Origin of the sequence: Butyricimonas faecihominis (assembly GCF_033096445.1) — a bacterium.
In the GTDB taxonomy this organism is placed as follows: domain Bacteria; phylum Bacteroidota; class Bacteroidia; order Bacteroidales; family Marinifilaceae; genus Butyricimonas; species Butyricimonas faecihominis.
The window spans coordinates 722,503-746,301 of the sequence record NZ_AP028155.1 but is presented as its reverse complement, the minus strand read 5'-3'; the positions used below and the strand labels follow the sequence as shown (position 1 = coordinate 746,301).

Annotated in this window: 15 protein-coding genes; 3 read left to right on the top strand and 12 right to left on the bottom strand. The window is 42.2% G+C overall.

The window, feature by feature from the left end; all coding sequences use genetic code 11:
• Nucleotides 1-105: 105 nt before the first annotated feature.
• The gene (locus R8806_RS03100) at nt 106-1,665 is read left to right on the top strand and encodes a peptide MFS transporter (RefSeq protein ID WP_124317120.1); all 1,560 of its coding nucleotides are present in this window, start codon (nt 106-108) and stop codon (nt 1,663-1,665) included.
• Nucleotides 1,666-1,734: 69 nt separating this feature from the next.
• Here R8806_RS03100 and R8806_RS03095 read toward each other — a convergent pair whose 3' ends face one another.
• From R8806_RS03095 to proS, 3 genes are all read right to left on the bottom strand, one after another.
• On the bottom strand, nt 1,735-2,604 hold the full coding sequence (locus R8806_RS03095; protein ID WP_373289707.1) for a DUF3078 domain-containing protein: 870 nt from the start codon (nt 2,602-2,604) through the stop codon (nt 1,735-1,737).
• Nucleotides 2,605-2,733: 129 nt separating this feature from the next.
• The gene (pepT, locus tag R8806_RS03090; protein ID WP_124317118.1) at nt 2,734-3,957 is read right to left on the bottom strand and encodes a peptidase T; all 1,224 of its coding nucleotides are present in this window, start codon (nt 3,955-3,957) and stop codon (nt 2,734-2,736) included.
• A gap of 87 nt (nt 3,958-4,044) precedes the next feature.
• On the bottom strand, nt 4,045-5,520 hold the full coding sequence (gene proS / locus R8806_RS03085; RefSeq protein ID WP_124317117.1) for a proline--tRNA ligase: 1,476 nt from the start codon (nt 5,518-5,520) through the stop codon (nt 4,045-4,047).
• Nucleotides 5,521-5,733: 213 nt separating this feature from the next.
• Here proS and R8806_RS03080 point away from each other — a divergent pair, with 213 nt between their 5' ends.
• The gene (locus R8806_RS03080) at nt 5,734-6,945 is read left to right on the top strand and encodes a hypothetical protein (RefSeq protein WP_124318391.1); all 1,212 of its coding nucleotides are present in this window, start codon (nt 5,734-5,736) and stop codon (nt 6,943-6,945) included.
• A gap of 24 nt (nt 6,946-6,969) precedes the next feature.
• Entirely contained in the window at nt 6,970-8,463 is a 1,494-nt protein-coding gene (locus R8806_RS03075; protein WP_151411468.1) for an OmpP1/FadL family transporter, read from the top strand.
• A gap of 69 nt (nt 8,464-8,532) precedes the next feature.
• Here the strand turns inward: R8806_RS03075 and R8806_RS03070 are convergent, their stop codons facing one another.
• From R8806_RS03070 to R8806_RS03030, 9 genes are all read right to left on the bottom strand, one after another.
• A complete protein-coding gene (locus tag R8806_RS03070; protein ID WP_124318143.1) occupies nt 8,533-9,711 on the bottom strand; it encodes a thioredoxin family protein in 1,179 nt (392 codons plus the stop codon).
• A gap of 12 nt (nt 9,712-9,723) precedes the next feature.
• The gene (locus tag R8806_RS03065) at nt 9,724-11,166 is read right to left on the bottom strand and encodes a RagB/SusD family nutrient uptake outer membrane protein (RefSeq protein WP_164720020.1); all 1,443 of its coding nucleotides are present in this window, start codon (nt 11,164-11,166) and stop codon (nt 9,724-9,726) included.
• 12 nt (nt 11,167-11,178) lie between these two features.
• On the bottom strand, nt 11,179-14,481 hold the full coding sequence (locus R8806_RS03060) for a TonB-dependent receptor (RefSeq protein ID WP_167513894.1): 3,303 nt from the start codon (nt 14,479-14,481) through the stop codon (nt 11,179-11,181).
• Between the two features lie 168 nt (nt 14,482-14,649).
• Entirely contained in the window at nt 14,650-15,807 is a 1,158-nt protein-coding gene (locus R8806_RS03055) for a FecR family protein (protein WP_124318040.1), read from the bottom strand.
• A 130-nt stretch (nt 15,808-15,937) separates the two neighbouring features.
• On the bottom strand, nt 15,938-16,498 hold the full coding sequence (locus R8806_RS03050) for an RNA polymerase sigma-70 factor (protein ID WP_124316644.1): 561 nt from the start codon (nt 16,496-16,498) through the stop codon (nt 15,938-15,940).
• Nucleotides 16,499-16,672: 174 nt separating this feature from the next.
• Complete coding sequence (locus R8806_RS03045) at nt 16,673-17,023, bottom strand: hypothetical protein (protein ID WP_124316643.1); 351 nt, start codon at nt 17,021-17,023, stop codon at nt 16,673-16,675.
• A gap of 13 nt (nt 17,024-17,036) precedes the next feature.
• On the bottom strand, nt 17,037-18,662 hold the full coding sequence (locus tag R8806_RS03040; RefSeq protein ID WP_124316642.1) for a FimB/Mfa2 family fimbrial subunit: 1,626 nt from the start codon (nt 18,660-18,662) through the stop codon (nt 17,037-17,039).
• A 30-nt stretch (nt 18,663-18,692) separates the two neighbouring features.
• Nucleotides 18,693-21,287, bottom strand: coding sequence for a hypothetical protein (locus R8806_RS03035; protein ID WP_221230289.1), 2,595 nt, complete (start codon nt 21,285-21,287; stop codon nt 18,693-18,695).
• 47 nt (nt 21,288-21,334) lie between these two features.
• On the bottom strand, nt 21,335-23,797 hold the full coding sequence (locus tag R8806_RS03030; protein WP_124316641.1) for a Calx-beta domain-containing protein: 2,463 nt from the start codon (nt 23,795-23,797) through the stop codon (nt 21,335-21,337).
• Nucleotides 23,798-23,799: the final 2 nt, after the last annotated feature.

Genomic DNA, 23,799 nt, shown 5'->3' with positions numbered 1-23,799 from the left:
AAACGTTTTCAATGACTAAAGATAAAAAAATAATTTATATTTGCACACTATTAGCGTGAACGAAAAAATTTAATTATTTACCAATACAAATTAAAAACAAAAGTTATGTTCAAAAATCATCCTAAAGGGTTGCTCACTGCGGCTCTAAGTAATATGGGAGAACGTTTCGGCTATTACATCATGAATGCCGTGCTAGTGTTATTCCTATGTTCTAAATTTGGTTTGAGCGAAGCCGCCAGTGGTACCATTTATTCCTTTTTTTACGCCGGCATCTACATTTTAAGCCTTGTCGGAGGTCTTATTGCTGACCGCACGCAAAACTACAAAGGAACCATTAAGACGGGTCTTGTCGTTATGGCAATAGGGTATATTATCCTATCTGTTCCAATCCTTGCGACATCGCAAAATACAACTTGGTTATTAACTCTTACTTGTGTTGCTTTGTTCTTGATTGCATTCGGTAACGGTTTATTCAAAGGTAACTTGCAGGCAATTGTAGGTCAAATGTATGATAATTTTGAAGCCGAAGCTGCAAAACAAGGGCCGGAAGCTCTCAAAATCGCAAAAGACAAGCGAGATTCAGGTTTCCAGATTTTCTACGTATTTATCAACGTGGGTGGTCTAATCGCTCCGTTCATCGCTCCGGTTTTACGCCAATGGTGGTTAGGTGCAAACGGGTTGTCTTATAACGCACAACTTCCTGCTCTTTGTCACGAGTACATTAATAATGCAGCCAACATGGCTCCCGAGGCTCTTGCCAACTTACAACAACTTATGACTGCTGCCGGTGGAGCTATCACCGATATGACAGCTTCTTGTCTCCAATACCTGCAAATTTTCAATGAAGGTATTCACTACTCATTCATTGCCTCTGTTGCAGCCATGCTTATTTCTCTTGTAATTTTCTTTGTTTCACAAAAAACATTCCCGAACCCGGCAAAGAAAGCCGCAGCACAGAGTGTAACTTACACGGCAGAGGAAAAAGCTGCTATGGCTAAAGAGATTAAACAGAGAATGTATGCATTATTTGCTGTTTTGGGTATCGTTATCTTCTTCTGGTTCTCATTCCACCAGAACGGTATGTCCCTTTCATTCTTTGCACGTGACTTCGTAGACTCTTCTGCAGTTGCTCCTGAAGTATGGCAAGCAATCAACCCGTTCTTTGTTATTGTCCTTACTCCAATGATTATGGCCATTTTCGGATTCCTTGCAAGACGCGGTAAAGAGATTTCAACCCCAAGAAAGATTGCCATCGGTATGTTCATTGCAGGTTTGGCATTCTTGTTCCTTGCCGTTTTCTCAATCATGAAAGGTTATCCTTCCGCAGACGCGTTCAGAGGTCTTCCTATTGCAGAACAAATGGCAGCAAAAGCTCATTGGTGGGTTCTTATCGTTACTTACTTCTTCCTGACAGTTGCAGAGTTGTTCATCTCTCCTCTTGGATTATCGTTTGTATCAAAAGTTGCTCCAAAGAGTATGCTTGGCTTGTGTCAAGGTTTGTGGCTTGCTGCTACCGCTCTTGGTAACCTTCTACTTTGGATTGGTCCTCTCATGTACAACTCATGGCCGATCTGGCAATGCTGGTCAGTATTCTTGATCGTATGCCTTGTATCTATGGGAGTTATGCTTGGTATGGTGAAATGGCTTGAAAGAGTGACAAAATAACCTTATTTATCAACATATAAAAAAAGGGTTCAGAAATTCTGAACCCTTTTTTTATATTAAAATCAGCTCTTAGAAATTTATCTGAAGTCCCACTCCCAACACTTCCTTAAACTGTACCCGCGGCCCCGCAGTACCGTCTTTTTGGGCGATCTTTACATCATTGTCATATAACAGGTTAGTTGATAAAGTCGTTGAGAACCATTTATTAATGGCCATATTTAATTGAACCTCCCAGCGAACATCCACGTTCTGAGGATCTTCCAGATAATTGGAATACAATTCCAGACGAGAATAAACCTTCATGTTAGGCAAAAACTCGTAATTCACCTCTGCCTTCAAGTTTGCACCAAACTCGGATAACAGATGTTTTCCTTTATCCACACCGAAAGCCCCCTCATCTGACAAACGACTGTCAGCTACAATAGTTCCTCTCCAAGAGGCCGGAGTAAAAGTGGCCGTGAATATCTTATTCGGACTCCAAGTAACACCGGTACCAATCATCAAGTATCCCGGAGCCATAAACTTTGAAATAAAGTCAGAATCCTCGATATTGTAATCGTATCCTTTCGCAAACTGCGTGTTGAAGTTCAATAAAGCACTCCAGTAAAGTGTCTTGTAAATCTGATACCCGTAAGTGGAGGCGAAATATATCTTATCGTTTGTTTTCCGGGCACTCTTACCATCATTTTTCGTCAAACCGTATCCCAGTTCCAAACGATTTTGCCACAACTGGCGATCTCGTTTAAAATCGGCACTATATGTTATCTGGCTATCAAATGCCAAGGCAGACTCACCTCCGGCAGACCAACTACTCAAACTTACTTGCGTTAATTTTAACCCGAAGTAACCGGCTTTTGTCCACGCAGTATCTCTTACCGGTTGCGCATACAATTGTCCTAAACCCAATACAAATAGGGCAATAGCAAAGAATCTTTTCATCATACTCTCATTAAATTATTTAGGTTTAAATTTTAATATCTTTTGACTGATAAACGTAAAACAACAAAGATTTGTTATAAAAAAAGCAGGTTATTTTCTAACCTGCTTCAGAAGAAGTGCTTTTCTCACTTATATTTTAGCACATAACTCGGAAATCTTCACAATCACGCTCACGATTTTCTCCATAGAAGACACGGGTATATACTCATAACGTCCATGCCCGTTATGTGCCCCATTGGATAAGTTCGGCGTGGGCAATCCCATAAATGATAATCTTGACCCATTAGTACCACCGCGAATAGGAACAATCAAAGGTTTAATACCCAGTTCTGCCATGGCCTGTTTAGCTATTTCCACGATATATCTCACCGGTTCCAAACGTTCTTTCATATTTGCATACTGATCCTTCATTTCCAAAAGTACCGGTAAATCATACTTCTTTGAATATTCCCGAACTCCATTTTCAATCACGTCTTTTCTCCATTCAAAACGCTCCTTATCAAAATCACGGATCAATATCTCCAACAATGTCTCCTCTACTGTCCCCTTAATGGAATAAACATGGAAGAAACCTTCGTAGCCGGAAGTATATTCGGGTGCTTCTTTTTTAGGGAGACTAGCCATAAATTCATTAGCCACTTTGATTGAATTGACCATTTTATTCTTGGCATATCCCGGATGGAAATTACGTCCTTTGAAAGTCAAACGAGCCAATGCAGCATTGAAATTCTCGCACTCTAATTCTCCAATCTCACCACCATCCAAAGTATAGGCGAATTTAGCCCCGAATTTTTTCAAATCGAAATGATCTACTCCTTCACCGATTTCTTCATCAGGAGTGAAACAAACAGCAATCCGTCCATGTTTTATTTCCGGGTGTTGAATCAAATATTCCATGGCCGTCAGTATCTCGGCAATTCCCGCTTTATCATCCGCCCCCAAAAGCGTGTTACCGTCCGTAACAATCAAATCTGTTCCGACATAATTCATCAGCTCCGGGAAATCATCTGGTGACAGCGTGAATCCCTTTTCCTTGTTCAACAACACGTCATTTCCCTTGTAATTCTCTATAATCTGAGGTTTCACGTGTTTGCCCGTCATGTCCGGACTGGTATCCATGTGAGCGATAAAACCGATCGAAGGACACTCTCTATCTGCATTAGCAGGTACAAAACCCATAACATACCCGTAATCATCCACAGCAACATCCTGCATTCCTATTTTCTGCATCTCCTCGCAAAGAAGATAAGCGAACTGCAATTGTCCCGGAGTACTTGGAACTAAACCCGTCTCCCGATCCGATTCTGTATGAATCTTAGCATACCTGATAAAACGCTCAACTACTGGCAGCATAAAATAATTTTAGATTTATGATTTATGATTAAGTGATTTATAATCCCGTAACGTGAATCACGCAATCATAAATCACACAATCATCAATTAGTAGGCTCTCGCAATCAACACCCTCTTATGAGAAGGTTTACCTGTTACCATACATTTACCCTCTTCGTCGGGAGCATCGAATGGAATACAGCGGATGGTTGCTTTCGTCTCGTTCTTGATGAGTTCTTCCGTTTCCGGGGTCCCGTCCCAATGACACAGGAAGAATCCACCTTTCGTATCCAACAAGGTCTTGAACTCCTCGTAAGAATCCACTTTCGTGATCAATTTAGAACGACGTTCCAAAGCCAGTTTGTATATATTTTCCTGAATCTCTTCCAATAAAGTCTCGATATGCTGTTCCACACCTTCCAATGGCAATGTCTCCTTGGTCAAAGTATCACGACGAGCCACCTCGATCGTACCGTTTTCAAGATCACGCTCTCCCATAGCCAGACGTACAGGAACTCCCTTTAACTCGTAATCGGCAAATTTCCAACCCGGCTTTTGCGTGTCACGATCATCAAATTTCACGCTGATTCCCGCGGCTTTCAATTTATCCATCAGACCACTAACCGTTTGACGGATTTTTTCCAATCCTTCCAAACTTTTATAGATAGGCACGATAGCCACTTGAAGTGGAGCTAATTTCGGGGGTAAAACCAAACCGTTATCATCGGAATGTGACATGATCAGCGCTCCCATCAAACGGGTAGAAACTCCCCATGAAGTTGCCCATACATATTCCTGTTTTCCCTCTTTCGTGGCAAATTGTACATCAAAAGCCTTCGCAAAATTCTGACCTAAGAAATGAGAGGTTCCAGACTGAAGGGCTTTCCCGTCCTGCATCATCGCCTCGATAGTCAAGGTATCCAATGCCCCGGCAAAACGTTCCGTTTCACTCTTATGCCCCATAATCACCGGCATAGCCATCCATTTTTCGGCAAACTCAGCATATACACGAATCATTTTCTGAGCTTCCTCAACCGCTTCCTCTCTCGTCGCGTGAGCAGTGTGCCCTTCTTGCCATAAGAATTCAGCAGTACGCAGGAACATACGCGTACGCATCTCCCAACGCATCACGTTAGCCCATTGATTACAAAGAATTGGAAGATCACGATAAGACTGAATCCAATTTTTATAAGTATTCCAAATAATCGTTTCAGAAGTCGGACGAATGATGTATTCCTCTTCCAATTTGGCAGCAGGATCCACAACTACCCCACCTCCATTCGGATCATTTTTTAATCGATAATGAGTTACAACCGCACATTCTTTCGCGAAACCCTCCACGTGATCAGCTTCTTTTGAAAAGAATGATTTGGGAATTAACAACGGAAAATAAGCATTACTATGTCCTGTTTCCTTGAACATCTTGTCCAATTGCTGTTGCATTTTTTCCCATATGGCATAACCGTAAGGTTTAATCACCATACATCCTCTTACAGCTGAATTCTCGGCCAATCCGGCCTTTACGACCAGATCATTGTACCATTGCGAATAATTTTCTTCTCTTGAAGTTAAAAACTTAGCCATCTCATTATTTTTTGATAAAACAGCAGCAAATTTAAAACAAAAACTAGGAAATCCGATTATTATTTTCTATTTTTATAACATAGAATACAAAACAAGCCGCACACGTATATTTATAACAAAGAAGCAACGAATGAATGGTACGCATTTTGTTAGAAGTAAATAAACCAATCGTCAATGAATTTGTCATACAAGAAAGGAATTAATATTATTACTATGAAGATAGCATTATATTTTTCAGCATTAGCAATCCTATTAGGAGCTTGCTCTTCCTCGCAAAACTTTACGCGAGCGCAGGAAGATGATATCTACTATGTTCCCGGTAAACGTTCCCTCTTCGCTCAAGAAATTAAAGACAAGACCGGAGTGGACATTACCTCGAATACTTCTTCTAGTTCTCAAATCAGTAAAAACACGAACAATGATAAAGTTTATCCGAAGGAAATAGATAACAGTGTAAATCCAAAATCTCATTCCATCGGTATGGCTCGTTATGCAACTGAAAAACAGGTGCAAAAAGAAGAGGCCCGAACCGGACAAACTGTTAACCGGATTGCTGTTCCGGCAGACGACGGGTACTGGATCGGAGGCTTTAAAGGTAGTGAAAATGATTTGGAAGAATGTGTCCGGATCATGAATCGTTACCCGGAAGGTTTCGCCTATTTCGGAAACGGGTACGAAATTGCCCAGAATCTTTCGTTCAGCTCCGACTGGAACGTGTACACGATTGACGGTCGCTACTGGTGGTTCCCCAGCAGTTCGAACGTGGGACTATACTCTCAATTAATTTTCGGTAATTACCCAAAATACATTTGGACCGTAATTTGGAACGATCCTCGTTTTGATAGTTTCGCATGGAGTAACAACGTAAGTTCCGGTTGGAACCGCTGGGGATGGGGAGCTTCGTTCGGTTGGGGTAACTCTTGGGGATGGGATCCATACTGGAATAATTACTACGGTTATAACCCGTGGGGTTGGGGACATGGTTTCTACGATCCATGGGGATGGGATCCCTATTGGAATCACTACTACGGTTATTATCCACACTGGGGACACCGTCCGGGACATGGACATCACGGCCCGAACTGGGGTAACCATCGACCGGATTGGGGTGGTGCCAGCAAACCGACTGTAACTACTCGGTATGCACCTAAAAAACAATACACGACGAATAGAAACGCCCGTTCGTACAGTACCTATTCAAGAACTTCAAGAAGTTCCGCTATACAATCCAGATCAAGTAGCAGCCGTTACGAGTCTGGCTCAAACTACAATCCATCGCATAACAACTCCGGTTATTCATCAGGAAGTTATTCTAGAGGAAATAGCACGGGTTCATATGGAAGTAGTTCCACAACACGTTCTAATAGTGGTAGTAGCAGTAGTGGCGGACGTGTTGAACGTACAAGCACCGGACATAGAAAATAAATTTGTAGAATCAATATTTAGAATATGAAGATCGCATATATACTAACACTAATGCTCTTTTTCTCTCTTTTTGCCTCTGCACAAAATGAAGAAGATGCAATTAGATTCTCTCGAATCTCTCCTTTCGGAACAGCTAGATCAGCAGCAATGGGTGGTGCATTTGGTGCTTTAGGAGGTGATTTATCCACCCTAAGTACAAATCCGGGAGGAATTGGTGTATTTAGAAAATCAGAGGCTAGTTTCACATCCATGCTTGACTTTGCTCATGCAAAAACAGGAAAGTTTGACTATGAAAAAAATATGTATTTATTGGGAGATTTAGGTTTCGTTCTGTCATTTACACCCATGAGTGACAAATGGAAAAACATTAATATCGGATTCAATTATACTAATCTCAATAATTTCAACAGGAACATTTATCAAGGTAATTTTATATCGAAAGGTTCTTCTATGATTGATGTATGGAAAGCAGAGGCTGATGGAAAGCCTGTAAGCGATTTAAATCCATTTACCACAAGACTAGCTTATGATGCTTACCTTCTTAATTTACCAGAAGGAAGTACGAATAACATATATGATATTCCAATCAATAACACCCATTCTGTAGAAGAGTTAAAATACACGAAAGAAAGGGGGTATCAAGCTGAATATGCCATCTCTGCGGGAGCTAATTATGACGACAAATTTTATTTTGGTGCCACGTTAGGAATTCAGTCTCTTCATTTCAAATCTTATTCATATTACACTGAATGGGTTGTAGGAGATGAAATTGACAGCAAATTAAAGGGTTTCACTTTCGATCAAGATTTTACCACTAGTGGTACTGGAGTTAACTTTAAATTTGGAATGATTTATCGTCCTATACCAGCAATACGTATCGGGGCAGCTATCCACACTCCAACATATTATAATTTAGATGCTTATGCGATAAATTGGGTTTCATCAGAATTTGTAGAACTTCCGTTTGAAGGAGCTGATCCCGGAAATGATCTAACTTATGGAATGTATCAAGAAACCGATTATTCCTACAAATTAAAAACCCCATGGAGAGTAATAGGAAGTCTTGCAACAGTCCTCGGACAAAGAGCTATTATTAGTGCTGATTACGAATACATTGATTACACTTCGGCTAAATTTACAAATAGTGGCTCAGGTAACGAGTATGTCGCAACTAATGATGCCATAAAGACTATTTATAAAGGTACCCATAATTTCCGTGCCGGAGCAGAATATCGATTTAATAGCGTATTCTGTCTACGAGGTGGTTATGCTTATTCTGCCTCACCCTACACGAAAGGAGAAATGAATGAAAAGAATGACATTCAAACAATCACGGGGGGGTTAGGATTAAATTTTGGAGTATTCTACGCAGACCTTGCCTATCTTCACAAGAATTCCAAATTAAACGGTCTATTCTATTACTACGAAACCTCAAAAGGGGAAGTAATTGAATCACCCGAATTTCAAACGAAATTCAAAGATAACGAATTCAGGCTAACATTAGGAATTAGATTTTAATAAATAAGAAAGAGGTCTGTCTAACGATTTTGTTGTTAAACAGACCTCTACAAACATTAACATCACACACTATTTCTTCTTTCGCATTGGCTTTTGTGCCAGATTCTTAGGACGCATACTATATTCTTTTGCACCGAATTCCGGTTTCTCCATGATTGATTTCGGGAAAACCTTCTCCGCACCCGGAGTCAAACGAATCAAACGTTCCAATAAAGCGGCATACTCCTGATGAATATACGGATCTTGACGGTCGTCACTGTTATAAGCAATATATTGTAGATAAGAGACGCACCTGCCCAACCATTCTACCGGAGTCTCCGGGGACCAGTAACTACCACGCACAATAAAACGAAGTTGTTCTATAAAATCCTGCTGATTGATAGACGTATCAGCCATCGTGGCACGGATCAACGCATCGGTTTCATCATATTTTTTATCTCGAACCAAGGCATTAATTTGTACCAGATACTTGTTCAAGGATTTCCCCTTAAATTCCGGTAACCTATTTAATTCTTCCAAAGAAATATTACGAGTCTCCATATACAGCTTATTATCCACAACCTCTTTTCCCAAAGCTTTCACGAAAACATCATAATTTTTCACTAATTCTTGAAAATAAGGATTATCTGTACCTCTTATATTAGCTTTAAATATATCCCAGACATCCGAATCCGTTAATTTTGCCTCCTTTTTAATCAACATATCAAAAGCCTTCTGCACATTCTCTCGTTCATAAATCGAGGCATTATAATGAATATAATTCTTCAAGAACTCCCGGTCGTCACGCCCTTTAGCAAATTCTTCAATTAGATAACCGGAACGCAATTCCGGTACTAATGCACTTTTTCCCGTGGCAAGAAACTGCTCGGCCTCCTGACGAGATTTACTCTGATGTACCACATCACCGTTCTTGGGATCCACAAACACGTAGGTTGGGTAAGAATTCACGCCATAACGCTTGGCAAGCTCCACCCCTTCCCCATTCTCGGCATCAATTTTCATATTCACGAAATTCGTGTTATAAAAATCACCAATAAAGGGGAGAATGAATACATTCTCCGCCATATTTAAACAGGGACCACACCATTGGGTGTAAAAATCCACGAATATCAATTTATTCTCAGCTTTAGCCTTATCACACGCTTCTTTCCAAGTTCCATGATAAAACTGAATACCATAATCCAACTTCGTCTGTGCAAACGAATTGACAATCGAGACAACAAACAATATCAAAATCAATCGTTTCATACTCATACATTTTTAATATCCTGGGTTCTTTTCGCAAGCAGTATTTGCACTCGTCTCCGATGTAGGAATATTGTATATTTTCTTCCATTTTAATTGAGTCAAATAAGTTTCGGCTGCACTCTCACTTATTGCTTCTTGTTCTTCTAGATCCTCAGCAATAGAAGCATTCATTTCCAATAAACGGTCGAAACGTTGCACGGCAAACCATTCATGCCAATTCTCAAAAGCCATCTCAATCCACCACTCTTTGAAAATCTCATCCAGTAATTCTTCATGTGTAGATGGCGTAGTAATATCTGAACTTCCAGCTCGTTCACGTAACTCTTTCACCGGAGCCCAAGCATCAGCAATGGCTGCATTACTCCTTGCCAATGACTCAGCCTTGATTAAATACAACTCAGCAGTACGCAAAAAGATCACAGGAACGGCATCTCCGGAACGATACATTTTGCTTACCACATTCACGTTCTGGTTTTCTTCTTTGTAGGTGATATCCTTATTCGTGATAACCATATCTTTACGCGGATCACCTTCAATTATATTCATGTAAGATTCTGTTGCTCCCCAAAGCCCGGAATTAAAAGCTTGCTCTGGATAATAAGTTATGTAAGATAACTCGTCTGAACCAAAATCCCGACAGAAAATCACCTCAGTAGAAGTTTCCGTATTCGTAAAAACATTTGAAAAACTTGCATCAAGTGGGTTTACAGAAGTAATCGCTTCATCAGCCGCCGTTGCAGCTTCAGCATATTCGCCTTGATAAAATAAAACAACCGCTTTCAACGCTTTGGCCGCCTGTACAGAAGCCAAAGAAGAAGTCGTGTATTCCGGTGCCTGATTAATAGCTATCTCCAAATGCCCAAAAATCTCCTCATAACTTTCAGCCACAGTAGCACGTGCCTTCACGGCATTCGACACGGAAGGTAATTCGTCACGGATTAGTACTCCATATGTACTTGACATATCCCAGTATTCTCCAAACTGACGCAATACTCTAAAATAAGCCAAAGCAGAAAGGAAATGACACTCTCCGATAATTTCATCTTTCCGTCCTTCCTCAAAATCACTATCATTAATTCCTTCTAAAGCAGTCAAAAGATAATTAACATTTTTGATAATATTATAATCAGCATCCCACTCCCCGTCTCCAAAGGAACTATAAGAAAGTATTGGCAAGTTACGCTCTGAATAATAAATAGCATTACCGGAAGTAATAAAACTCCCCCGTAACATGGCTCCCGACATAAAACTACCACTCAACGTTGTGAACAAATATTCCAAACTCTTACTAGGTAAGTAAGAATACACTCCATTTAGAGCAAGTTCAGCCATTTCTGGGGTAGTGATCGCCCCTTCCAAATCTAACTCGTACATTGGATCTTGCTCAAGTACGTCAACCAGTTGACAATTAGCAAATCCTACAATTATAGCAAATACTATCAATATCTTTTTCATATTCATCAAAATTTAGAAGTTCAGTTTTACCCCAAAAGAGAATGTGCGTGAGGATGGATAACTCCATCCCTCGTAATTCGACCCGTAATTGGAACTAGCCGAACCGATCGTACTCGGGTCTAAACCGGGATATTTAGTAATCACGAAAAGGTTACTTGCGGTGAAATAGATTTCCCCTGATTTCAAGTATTTCCCGTTCCATAAACGTGGAATGTCGTAAGAGAGACGCAATTCCTGTAAACGGAGATTCGATGCATTATGCAATTGATGATCTGTCAACGATGCACTTGAATCACCAATATACATAGCTGGCAATTTGGCATCAGGATTATCTACACTCCAGCGATTGTACAAATTGTAATCAATCAAGCCACTCAATTGATTTGGAAGATTCTGCAATGTCTTATTAAATAACTTTTTACCCCCGATCTGAAAACCAAAATGCGTGTAAAGACTTAACCTTTTCCAGGTAAGTGTAGAAGTAAGTCCTCCCGTTAGATCGGCTTCCGGTGAACCTATCACAACTTGGTCATAATTGTCAATATATCCACTATTATCCACGTCACGAATCAATAGATGACCTGGAAGTAGCCCGGAACCATTGTAGGTTGATTTTCCCGCAGCAACCGCTTTCGCATTTAATTCGTCAATGGTTTCTTGATTTTGAATTATTCCATCGTATTCATAACCTAAGAAAACTCCCATAGCATATCCCTCCACGAGGACTTGATTTCCAGACCCCTGTACAGTTACATCCATTCCGGTTGCAATACCACCATCTTTCTCCAACTTAGTCACTTTATTTCGATTATGGGCCATATTTAATCCCAACTCCCAATTCCAATCTTTCTGTCCGCGCAACAAGTTCGCCCGAAGAGAAATTTCAATACCTCGGTTTCTCACCGCACCGATATTTCTCGGTATATCAGCAACAGCCAAACTTGAAGGAGGAGTATAAGTCCAAATCAAGTCATCAGTATTTTTCACGTAGTAAGCAATACTACCACTCAAGGCTGAACGAAATATAGAGAAATCAATTCCCAAGTCATATTGTACAGTGGTTTCCCACTTAATATCACGATTTCCCAATTGACTATGCACGATAGCAGGATTACCTAGATAGCTACTTGTAGAATAAAGATCTTTGTTTGCATAACTACCTCGATCAAAATTCTGTACTCCGGTTTTTCCCACACTAAACTTTATTTTCATATCGTCCAAGAACTTTAAATTCTTCATAAAACTCTCATCACTTATTCTCCAAGCGATAGCCCCAGATGGGAAAAAACCAAAACGATTATTAGAACCGAAAGAAGATGACCCATCGTAACGAGCCGTGAAAGTAAATAGATATTTATCCAGCAACCGATAATTAATACGAGCAAAAGAAGACTGCAAGCCATAAACAGTACCGCTACCATTCTTACTTTCAAATTCTGTCGCATTGGTAATTCCTGTCAATATCTCATCCATCGGGTAATTGCTCACGTACAAACCGAATCCCCGGTCTTTGGTACGCTCAAACGAGATACCAACCACAGCGTCCAATGCATGAATATCATTAATGTTTCCGGCATAAGACAAAGTATTATCAAATACCGTGGTAAACGAACGACTGGTACTTTCACCCCCGTATCCATTATTATCGGAAGTCAAAAAAGTTGGTGTATACGTCTCGGAAAAAGACATACTTTGATTCAAAGACAAGGAAGTTTTCAACTTTAGCCCTTTCCAAATATTCAACTCCAAAAAAGAAGTAGAAAGAATACTATAATTATCGCTATAACTCCGTTTCTCATTTTGTGCTACCGGATTATAAGAAGTCCCTTCCTTAAAATAAGAACCATCTTCTTCGTAAACGGGATAATCAGGCCGGAAACCGATTGCCGTGTAAAGGGAAGTTCCTGCAGAACTCACATCCGTATACCCTAAGGTTGTAGAAGTCCCGAATTTCAAAAAATCTGTGATATCATAATCTAGATTGATTCGACCAGTATAACGGGTAAAACTATCATGTTTAATCATACCTTGATAATCCATAACTCCCAAAGAAATATAGTAACTAGAGTGATCTCCTCCCCCGCGTACAGATAGATTTAAATCATGGCGATAAGAAGGTTGCTCCAACTCTTCAGCCCAATCCGTGTTACCATCTTTCAATTCATCACTTCCCTCAGCAAGTATTGAATTAGCCATTTCATTATCAGCATCAACTTTTAACGTTTGTTCGGCAACATAACGCACATACTCACGAAATTCATCCCCATTCAGAGCTGAAAAATTATTCACCCGAGAATCCACGCTAAAAGAGTAATTTACACTTAGACCCGGTTTTCCCCCTTTTCCTCGTTTCGTGGTTACGATAACCACACCATTAGCCCCCCTAGACCCATAAATAGCTGCTGCTGAAGCATCTTTCAAAACATCTATGGACTGAATGTCTGAAGGAGAAATTGCACTCATCACATCTGAAGATACGGGCATTCCATCCACCACGTATAACGGTTCATTATCACCACTCAACGAAGCTTCTCCACGAACCCGTACTCGGATTTTCTCATTCGGATTGGATGATGCCAGAGAAACAACAACCCCGGCTGCCGCATTCTGCAACATGGTCTCCACATTGGTTGCGGTTTTCTTACTTAATTGTTCCTCGTTCAAAGAGGCCACCTGTCCGGTCAAATCTCTTGTTGCAGTAACACCATATCCAACAACCACAACTTCGTCTACACCGACAGCCTCGTCCTCCATGACCACTTTCAGCGGGGCAGGATTCGACAAACCTTTCACTTTCACAAATTGTTTTTTCATTCCCACGAATGAAAATTCCAGTTCGATGCTCTCGGCACTCGGCACGGTCAATTTAAAATTACCGTCCAAATCCGTTGCTGTTCCCAAGGTTGTACCCTTCACCAAAACGGTTGCCCCGATAATTGCCATTGAATCTTTATCCACCACTTTCCCTTCAATGACAATTTCTTTCTTCTGCTCGCTTGGCACGGGCTGTGTCGGGATTGATTCACAAATCACAATAATGTCTCCCTCGAACTTGTAGGAAAGCCCCGTGTTCGCTAAAACCCGATTCAAAACACTTTCCACGGCCTCCTGTTTTGCCTTCACAGATACCTGTCCCAAATGTTGTGTCAGTTCCATGTTATACACGAAAGACAAAGCCGTCTGTTTTTGAATCTCTCCGAACAAGGTCCGGATAGACACATTCTTTAAATTCAAATTTACTCGTTCTTGCTGCGCACTTGTATTAGCAACAAGGGTGAACGAGAACACAAAAATAAATAGTGCAGTCAATTTCATAACTAACCATTTTTTTTGTCCTCCATGTCGCCAAAAAAAGGACATAATTGATTTTTTTTTCATAACTTTGAACATTATAAATTTTTACTTAGTGATAAGAAATGCGCCAACATGACTTATCAAGGTTATCAAAATACCCGGAAGGTCTCGAACACCTTCCGGTGTTTTTTATTTAGAAATACAAATCGTTCTATCTTTTATTGTAAAAGTGACGCCAACCGCACTTTTAATTGCTTTTAAAATATTATCAATCTGATCATAACGTTTCACGTGTCCCGTAAAATGCAAATTCTTTAATTGCTCGTTCGTGTAAAAAACATCCACGTCATACCACAAAGAAAGCGTGTTCATGATCTGCTCCATGGTTTGATTTTCAAACACGAAAAAGCCATCTTTCCAAGAAACATAAGGTTCAATATCTACCGTTTTCACGTTCACGGATGCATCCGTTCGCCTGTATTCTCCCAGTTGTGAAGGTTTCATCCGGTATTCCGGCCCTCCCTTTTCAGCGCTCAATCCAATCGATCCTTCCACCAACGCCGTCTGCACTCGCTCTTTATCATGCGTGTTCACGTTAAAAGATGTCCCGTACACCCGGATTTTGATCCCGTCTGCAATCACGTAAAAAGGACGCTTTTCATCTTTCTGCACTTCAAAAAAGGCCTCCCCCGTTAAATATACCTCTCTTTTCTCTTTATCAAACACCACCGGAAATTTCAATTGAGTGCCAGAATTCAATTGTACCATCGAACCATCTGCCAACGTGATTTGGTACTCCCCACCCCTCGGTGTTTGTAATACATTATATTGTAAATTCCTCTTCTCATTCCCATTTGCAGAATACACGATCCCGCGACCGGAATTCTTCGCATTCACCCCCTCACCCACGACTATATCACGGGTTGTATCATGTTGTAACACTACCGATTTCCCATCTGCCAAAATTAGGGTTGCCTTCGTTTCTCCCGGAAGAATATCCACGGTAGCAACCTCCACGGGTTGTTCGCGTTCATTATTTCTTAATAGCACGAAGATCGTCCCCAAAGGAAGTAATAACATCGCCGCATATTTCAACCACACTCCGATACTCTTTCTCTTTATTCCGGCTCGTTTTTCACAACGCTCGTAAGCTGCTTTATGGTCAATTTTTTTGTACATTCTATACTTGTATAAAATATCCTTTCCCTTACAAACCCGGTCAAACATGGCCCGGTTCTCCGGAACCGCATCCAACCATTTTTGCAGTTCCTGCATCTCTTCATCCGTAATCACCCCGGACAAATAAAGATGCATCATTTCAACCATTCTAAATTTACAATCATCCATTGCTTATCCTTTTTCTATAATTAGAACAACAACCTATTTCAAGAGAGGTACAAAAAATAAAAGAAATTTCATCCCAAAAGCGAGATTCTTTACGAACAATTCATTTTCAATAGATTACAAAACAAAAAAATCAGATTATTCCCAAAGACATCATCACGAAATACACCCGTCCCAAACGTTCCCGAATATATGACATGGCCCGTTTTTTCTGTGTTTTAACCGTTAATATGGATAAATTCAACAAAAGAGCGATCTCCTCGTTTCCCTTTCCCTCCAAGTGCAATAGAAAAATATTTCTACATTTATCCGGAAGTTCATCTATCGTCTTGAATAGCAAGCGATACAACTCTTCCTCCATCATTTTCAAATCAATATCATCCCCTTCATCCTCAAGATTCAACGAGGCAAGATATTTCTCCTCCACGTTCTTGTGTTTCAAATGATTCAAACCGGCATTCTTCACCGAATTATAGAGGAAACTACGAAAAGCATTGTAAGTCGGATATTGGGCATCCCGTTCCCAAACGGCAATAAACACCTCCTGCACAATATCCTCCGCCACGTCCTGTTGCTCGACAAACCCCATCGCAAAAAGAACCAGCGAATTATAAAACTCGCTGAATAATTCACGAAAAGCTTCCGGCTGCTTCGCATTTATCCGTTGTAAGAACTGTTCTTCCCTCTTTGGCATCAATACAATTTTCAATCCAATTACAAAATTAGAAATTCAAATGAACAAACCTATGAATCATAAAAAATAAAATTATCCTCTATCATAAAATGATCGGGCAAAAAAAGGACCGATTCCTATACTATATAGAAACCAGTCCTTCAACTATGTAAACTACGAAGATCTTATTAACGTCTAAACCCGTTCTTTTTGTAATCCTTGGAATTTCATCTCGATCATTCCCCGCCAATAATGGAAACCTCCACACAAAATCTTACACATCAGCACGCATTCCGTTGTCTGTTTCCGGATCAATTGTAACGAAGAAGTGTATAAAAGTCGATCCAAGTTGTTAACACGTATCCGGATAATCCTTTGTTCAGACATCCCGGTGGTACACGTCAACCAATCCACATCGAACATCCCCAGAAGAGAATAACAATAAAAGGCAGAATGCTCGTAAGCATACCAATTCCCATCCTCTTGATAAAGAAAAATATATTCTTCATTCCGTTTTTCCTTTTGCAATATCTCTTCCAGTTCCATACACATCTGAATTTTATTGAACAATGATTATTTTACACGCTTTTGTCTTACCGCCAACAACCGAACTCATCTGCACCATCCCGCTCCTGTTACTTCCAAAGCCGATATGCAGGTAAGCATGAGTATAATAATTACTATTAAGCTCCGATAAAAAACCGTCTACACCCGGGAAGGCTGCAGGCAAGCTGGCGGTAGGATGCAAGGCCAACCAGGTAGTAGACAATGGCTTCATAATCTGTATGGTCCAGTTATGATTTGTTGTATTTACTAAATCCAGAACATACGAATCCCCATCCTTTTGAGTGGAGATTTCCGGGTTCCAACTGACCTCAACAGACTGGGACAAGTTATCACAGGTAATTGTCAAAGTTGTGGATACAAGAGTAGACGTTCCCACGAAGTTTCCGACAATCTTGTATTTGTTACTTCCCAACGGTTGGACTTGCAAACCGGTAAGCCAAGTTGTTCCTCCCGTCACCACGGGCGTGACACCTCGGCTCGAATATACCGTGCAAATTTCAATACCGTTAGCAACAGAGGTCGTTTGGTTTTTACCGTACAGGTTAAACACGTTATTGGACATTGTCATCCGATGTTGGGCGTCAGCCACGATGCAAGGGAAATCAGCGTCTTCATCCGTCAATTCCACCTTCAAGGCATTTGACGGGGCAAAATTGATCGCATCCGTCACGTTGGTATATCCCGGACCGTTCACGCTAACCACCGTGATGATATAACGATGATTCCGCACGACATTCAAGGGAGTACCTACATTATCTACCATCACCACTTTATAATACCCCTCTTTCCCTTTATACTTGGCTTTAATGATCACGCCCATGTAATCGTTTGTCGTACAATTCCGCTCGTAAATATACAAGGAAGGAGTTTCCCCGTCCGACCATCCGTTGGCGTAATTCAAAGTACTACCGGAAAGAGGACGCCCTGTCACGGGGGTGATAGTCATCAAATAATTCGTGGGAGTCAGGTAACCGCAATCGGAGCCTTTATTCACCGTTATACTTTGAACGGTGAAATCATTCAACCCGTTTGCGGCGCTGGCCGCACCTTTCTTTACCTGCACGCAAGCCACGGCACGTAACAACTTCACGTTATCCGCCTTCGTCACGATATTAATTCCCGTCGGTAGTTCAACACGTCCCCACATGATCAAAGGCATCACGTTATCCACCAGAGTTCCCGCAAACGTCGAGGTCTTTAGCGCAAGCATGGCCGCACTTTCCGTCATTGTGGGGGTAATGTCCCCGAAATTCAGCCGGTCAGTCACCCCGTCAGGAGTCCGCCCATTAGGCACTAGATGGATAACACGTCGTTTCGAAGTAGCATCCAAACGTATCGAGAAAGAAATTTCCGTCCCGCTGGGTGTCAACTCCCCGCCATCCACCTTCACCCGCTCCATGAACTTCCCATCCTCGTCGAACACCAGCACGTCCACGTTCCGGATCTCGCTGTCCGTGTAGGAACGAGCAAGCGACTGTACGTTTTCCGGCTCTGGCAGAGTCACAGTAAGAGCTACATTCACTTGACGAGGTGTCTGTATAGGATGACTATCATCACTGGCACAAGAGGCGAATAATATGCATATTAAATATGGTATTATTTTGAGATATGATTTCATAGTATTATTCCATTAATTTAATTACAACATTTATTCAGCATAAATGGCTTTCCCATTTTCACCACGTCCAATCATTTCAGGTTCTACAATCACCTCTTCACTTGAAGTTTCAACCACATTCGTATTCATTCTCCTAGTAGTCGTCAATTTCGTGTTAGGAACATGCACAGAAACCGAAGCCGAATGTTTCACCCTATCATAAGTAATTGTAGCTATATGCCCATAGGAAGTTGTGTAAGTTTTAGCTTTACTTTGCCCATAACTTGCAACGGTTATAGCATAACCTTCTGAATACAGGAGAGTACCTCCCCTATTATAAAAATTAAACTTATTATTATCTCCAGATGCATTCGTACCCCTTTCCATCGTACCATTCTCATATGCGTACATATGAAAATTCATAGCCGTATTGGATGGTTTACTTGAAGTATACCAAATAGCATAAACCTCCAATTTTATTTTACGAGGAGAATTAGCATCCCCTTCAAATAATGGAGCATTGAAAAATGTTGTTTCTCCTTGTCCCCTCGTGGCATCTCCCCCCCATTCCAAGAGAGTTCCTCCATTATAAGCAAAAGACTCTCTTCCATTATTATCACCTCCACCTGGTCCTGTGACCCCTTTTCCGGGATTATTAGCTTGCATACCAAATCCAACAGGTATTTTATCATATAGACTATTATCATTACCTACATTTGTAAGATGATTTCCGGTAAACTCCACGGCAATATCAACATCCGTAGAACCACTCCAAGTGAACTTCACAACAAAGTAATGGAAAGGCGGTATCGTCACGATTATATCTTGATAAACATTAGCCGTTACTACATAATCCGGACACGAAGCATGTCTGAATGTCATGGTTCCCGAACGAGGTTCATCGTCATCCTCTGGGTTAGCATTTCCCGTGTTACGATCCGTCGTGAATGATAGTATTTGCCCGATCGGATCCCAAGAAATATCATGAATCCAAGCTTGTTGAGGATTAAAATTCTCGATCATCTTTGTTCCACCATATACAATCACATCTTGCGAGTTCGTCACGGCTTGCGTTGCTGTTCCTTGTGGGGCAACAGCGTCAATCGTGTTATCATTATCCACGTAGATATAACAATTCACCAATCGAATCGTATCTGTATCCAACGTCATAACATTCTTCACGATGACAAGCGTATCGCCATAAACAAGGTGTCCCTCGTCCAAAGTTTTGTTATAAGCAACAGAAGAACGGGTGAAGTTAACGTTACTTATCCCGGCATTTCCACTCTGCACGTTTGCGGTAGCCTTTCTGGGATTCGTGGTCAGGAATTTCCAGTTACCGCCGGTACTCGTGATCTCGACTTGTTTGCTCGTGTGAAGATTCGGGCAGAAAACCAATCGTTTGTTATTCACTGTAATCGTTCCCTCGTCCGGTCTTTGCGTCACAGGAATCTTTTTCGTCACGTTATTCGCCTTGACCGTGATATAAGAACTACGAGGCTGCCCATCCACGTAAGTATCCACGTTAGCCGTGATCTCAACCCCGTTATCCGCAATCTTCCGGACGGAAGTAATCCAACCTCCTGCCGGGTAATCCACCGTGAAATCCGGGGCATTCGTGTTCACGTAAAGCGTATCTTTATGCGATAGTCCCACGGACGCCTTGTCCGTGTAAAGCTGGGTTTGGGACAAGTCGGCATTCAATTCTACATCCTCCCAACCCAAAACATCAGCCGTCACATCCAACTTTCCACCTACCAGAAGACGCACGAGTAATATTCCGTTTACACGGGGAACCCGCGGGATGACCACATCTGTTTTTTGAAAGCGACTTCCACCCTCACAAGCCAAGTCGACACTCACCTTCATGTGGCTCTCCGTCGTGTCCTTCGGGTTAGCATTCAAGTAATCGTTCCCTTTATGGGCCGGGATAATGAAGTACAACGTGTCACTACGCTGGTGTCCCGGTAACGAGGTGCTATCCTTGACCCGGAAAATCCCGGTCATCGGCACCGTGCTTACCCTAGGATTCTTTGCCGTCGGGAATAACCCGCCTTCCCAGTTCAGGGTAGTCGGGACATCTTTTAATTCAAAATTATGCGTCCCGTTCACATCCAATCCGCCCGCATCCGCAATAACCACCTTCACCAAGGCCACATTCCGTGACAAGATCGTCGTTCCCGCAACCGAATTATCCTGCCCGCCAACAACCAATTGTCCGTCAATGCTGGCCGTACGTAATTCCGGCATGGAAGGCAATGTTCCTCCCACCGGTTGTGTTTCCCACATCTTCGAATCCTCGCGAGCGACACTGCGCACGGGTTGTATCAATCCACTGCTAAAATCAGTATTGGCAGTCACCAAAGCTATATTCCACGTCCCGGCAGCAACAGTCATCGAAAGTTGATCCGGGCCGTAAGTTACCTCTTGAACCTTATGGTTGAACTTTCCGGCATCACTTCCCTGTCCATCAAAAAGATAGACCAACGTGTTACTGACAATATCCCCTCCCGCTCTCGTCATGTTGAAAGTCAGTAGAGGATCTCCACTCGCTTGCCCGGACAGGGAATCCCTGTCGTCCGAGCAAGCTGATAGGAGAATAGTCAATAACCCCGCTAACAATATGTTTATATATTTTCCTGCCATAATTCTCTTTTTTCATTCACTACCTCCCCGAAGGGAGTAGAATCTGTTTATTTACGGATCGTGAACTCGGCCGAGGATTCCGCATCCGAAACACTGATCGGTTGCGCACCCGTGGGTTGAGTTACAGACTTGATCTTCAACTTCACTTGTTTTTCCGCTGCATCCGTACTATATAGCACCACACCATACACGTTCGCGGAACTATGATTCCCGTCACCACTGATGCGGAGATCATGCATATTCGTGAATACAAAGTCTTTACCTTCTTTAGCCGAAGCATCAGGAACCGCCACACAATTCACGATAACATCACTTCCGGTAGCATTCGTAAGCAAAGCCCCGTCAGAAGCCCGCACCAAAGACACCGTGAAGAATCCCGATACAACATTATTGTTCAATCTGTGATCGCCAAGGGAAGCAATCATTAAACGTGCCGGTTGATCGACAACCACCCCGCTACAACTCAACAACTCCCCTTCAAAAGCCACGTTCGAACCACTCAGGCAATGTACCTTGTTAAAGTTAATCACGACCGTCTTGGGTAATTCATAACGGGTATCCTCCAACGTTTTCACAGAGAACGATGATTTCTGTGATCCATTGGCAAACATCACTCTCGGGGTTAATCCCATATCAAAGTCAAGAGCATCGGCTGTTCCTTCCCCGTAGATACCATCCACGATGATATTGGCTCCCGTCGAGTTCGTCAAAGGAGTTCCATCCGGTTTGAATAATCCAAGTTCGTATAAAATATCTTTTGTTCCCTCTTCTCCCTGTTCCGTACGAACCATCTTAACAACAGCCTGTTGATCCTCGATCACCGCCTTACCCACGGGTTTCACCAGATAACTTTGCTGTGCATCCGAAAGTACGAGTTCAAACTCTTTCATCCCCTCGATCAAATTATTCGCTTTCACGGACACCTCTATATCCTGTTTTACCAGATAACGGTCAGCCGTTCCCCGAGATGGGGTAAACGAAAGCTTTCCTTTCACCGGTGTAAAATTATTCGCGATATTAGCCGTTTTCTCTTGGGTAGCATATCCCACGCTTACCGGAATTGGTGCGCCTTCTTTCGTCGTGGCATACCCGGTCAGAGTCACGGTAAAAATAGCCGTGGCTATTCCGTTCACCGGTTTCGTGATCTTCACGTCCGAAACATAAAGACCATGTCCCAGTTTCACGAGACGACCTCCCGCTCCTAGGAAAAGTAACTCCCCGGATGAAGCGGTATATGCCTGACGATAAGCCGTCGGTTTATTATCCGTCACGTAACGGTCAAACTCCTTTTCACCCGTGGACGAAAACATACAAACCCGTCCTTCAGAAGAAGATAACAATAAAATCTCCCCGCTGTTAGTCACTTTCATTTTGTCAAAATTACCATCCAGTGAACGCTCGAACTCCACTTTCCCGGTCGGGTGAATACGTATAAACGTACCTCTACGTCCGCCCATATCGTATGTCGTCACCACGGACTCCCCGGTTGCCGGGTTCATCCCAATTCCCCGTACATTCCCCTTGGACGTACCCGAATATAAGGCTGTTCCGTCATTACGCAACAAAGCGTAATATCCTTGACTTCCACTACCTCCAACCAAAATGTTACCATTACGAGCCACCTGAAGATGATCTAGCATAGCGGCCCCTTGGTTGGCGGGAATCATATTCTTCGCAAACACGATGTCCCCCTCCGGACGAATCTTGTAAATAATCCCCCCGTCTGTCGGCGAATTACCGATCACCAGTACCGAACCGTCATTAATATTGGCATTCAACCCGGTCACGACAAATTGTTTTGCCGGGATCGCCGTCATGTAATAAGGTTTTCCCTTATCATCCAGACGAACCACGAGAGCCTGCTCCTTATCCTTTCCGGCAGAGAACGCCGCACAAATGTATTCAATCGAATTTCCCATCACCGCGAACTGGTCGCAATAACCACCCCCGGCATTTTTATACTGGTAAACCACGCTACCCGTCGGGTCCAGTTTCAATAGGATTCCCTGACGACCGTCCGCTCCTTTCGGCTCCGAACCGGACACCACGAACGCCCCGCTCCGCAACAACATCCCTTTCAGGAAATTACTGCCCTGATCCCCGGCATAAATATCGGTAACGATACGTCCGTTGCGTTCAACCACAGCGATACGCCCGCACAACGTGATTCTATCTTTTTTACCTTTAACATTCGGCATCGTAGACTGTCCTACCACCAAAACCCGGTTGTTATCCAACTCCGCTATCTCGTTCACGGCGGTAAAACCCGTCAAAGGAAGTGAAAAGACCACGTCTCCTTCCCGTTCCACCCATGTCAGGTTATATTTCTGACCTTCTTTACCTACTAAAGCTACTTCATCACCGGGCAGCGGACAAACCAGTTGAATCTGATTTTTATCACCATACACCTTATCGAACACCACCGGCATGTATTGAGCTTTCACCTGCAAACAAGTGACAACGCTCAACAGGAACAATATCCACACTCCATGAATTCTTGTCTTCTTCATAT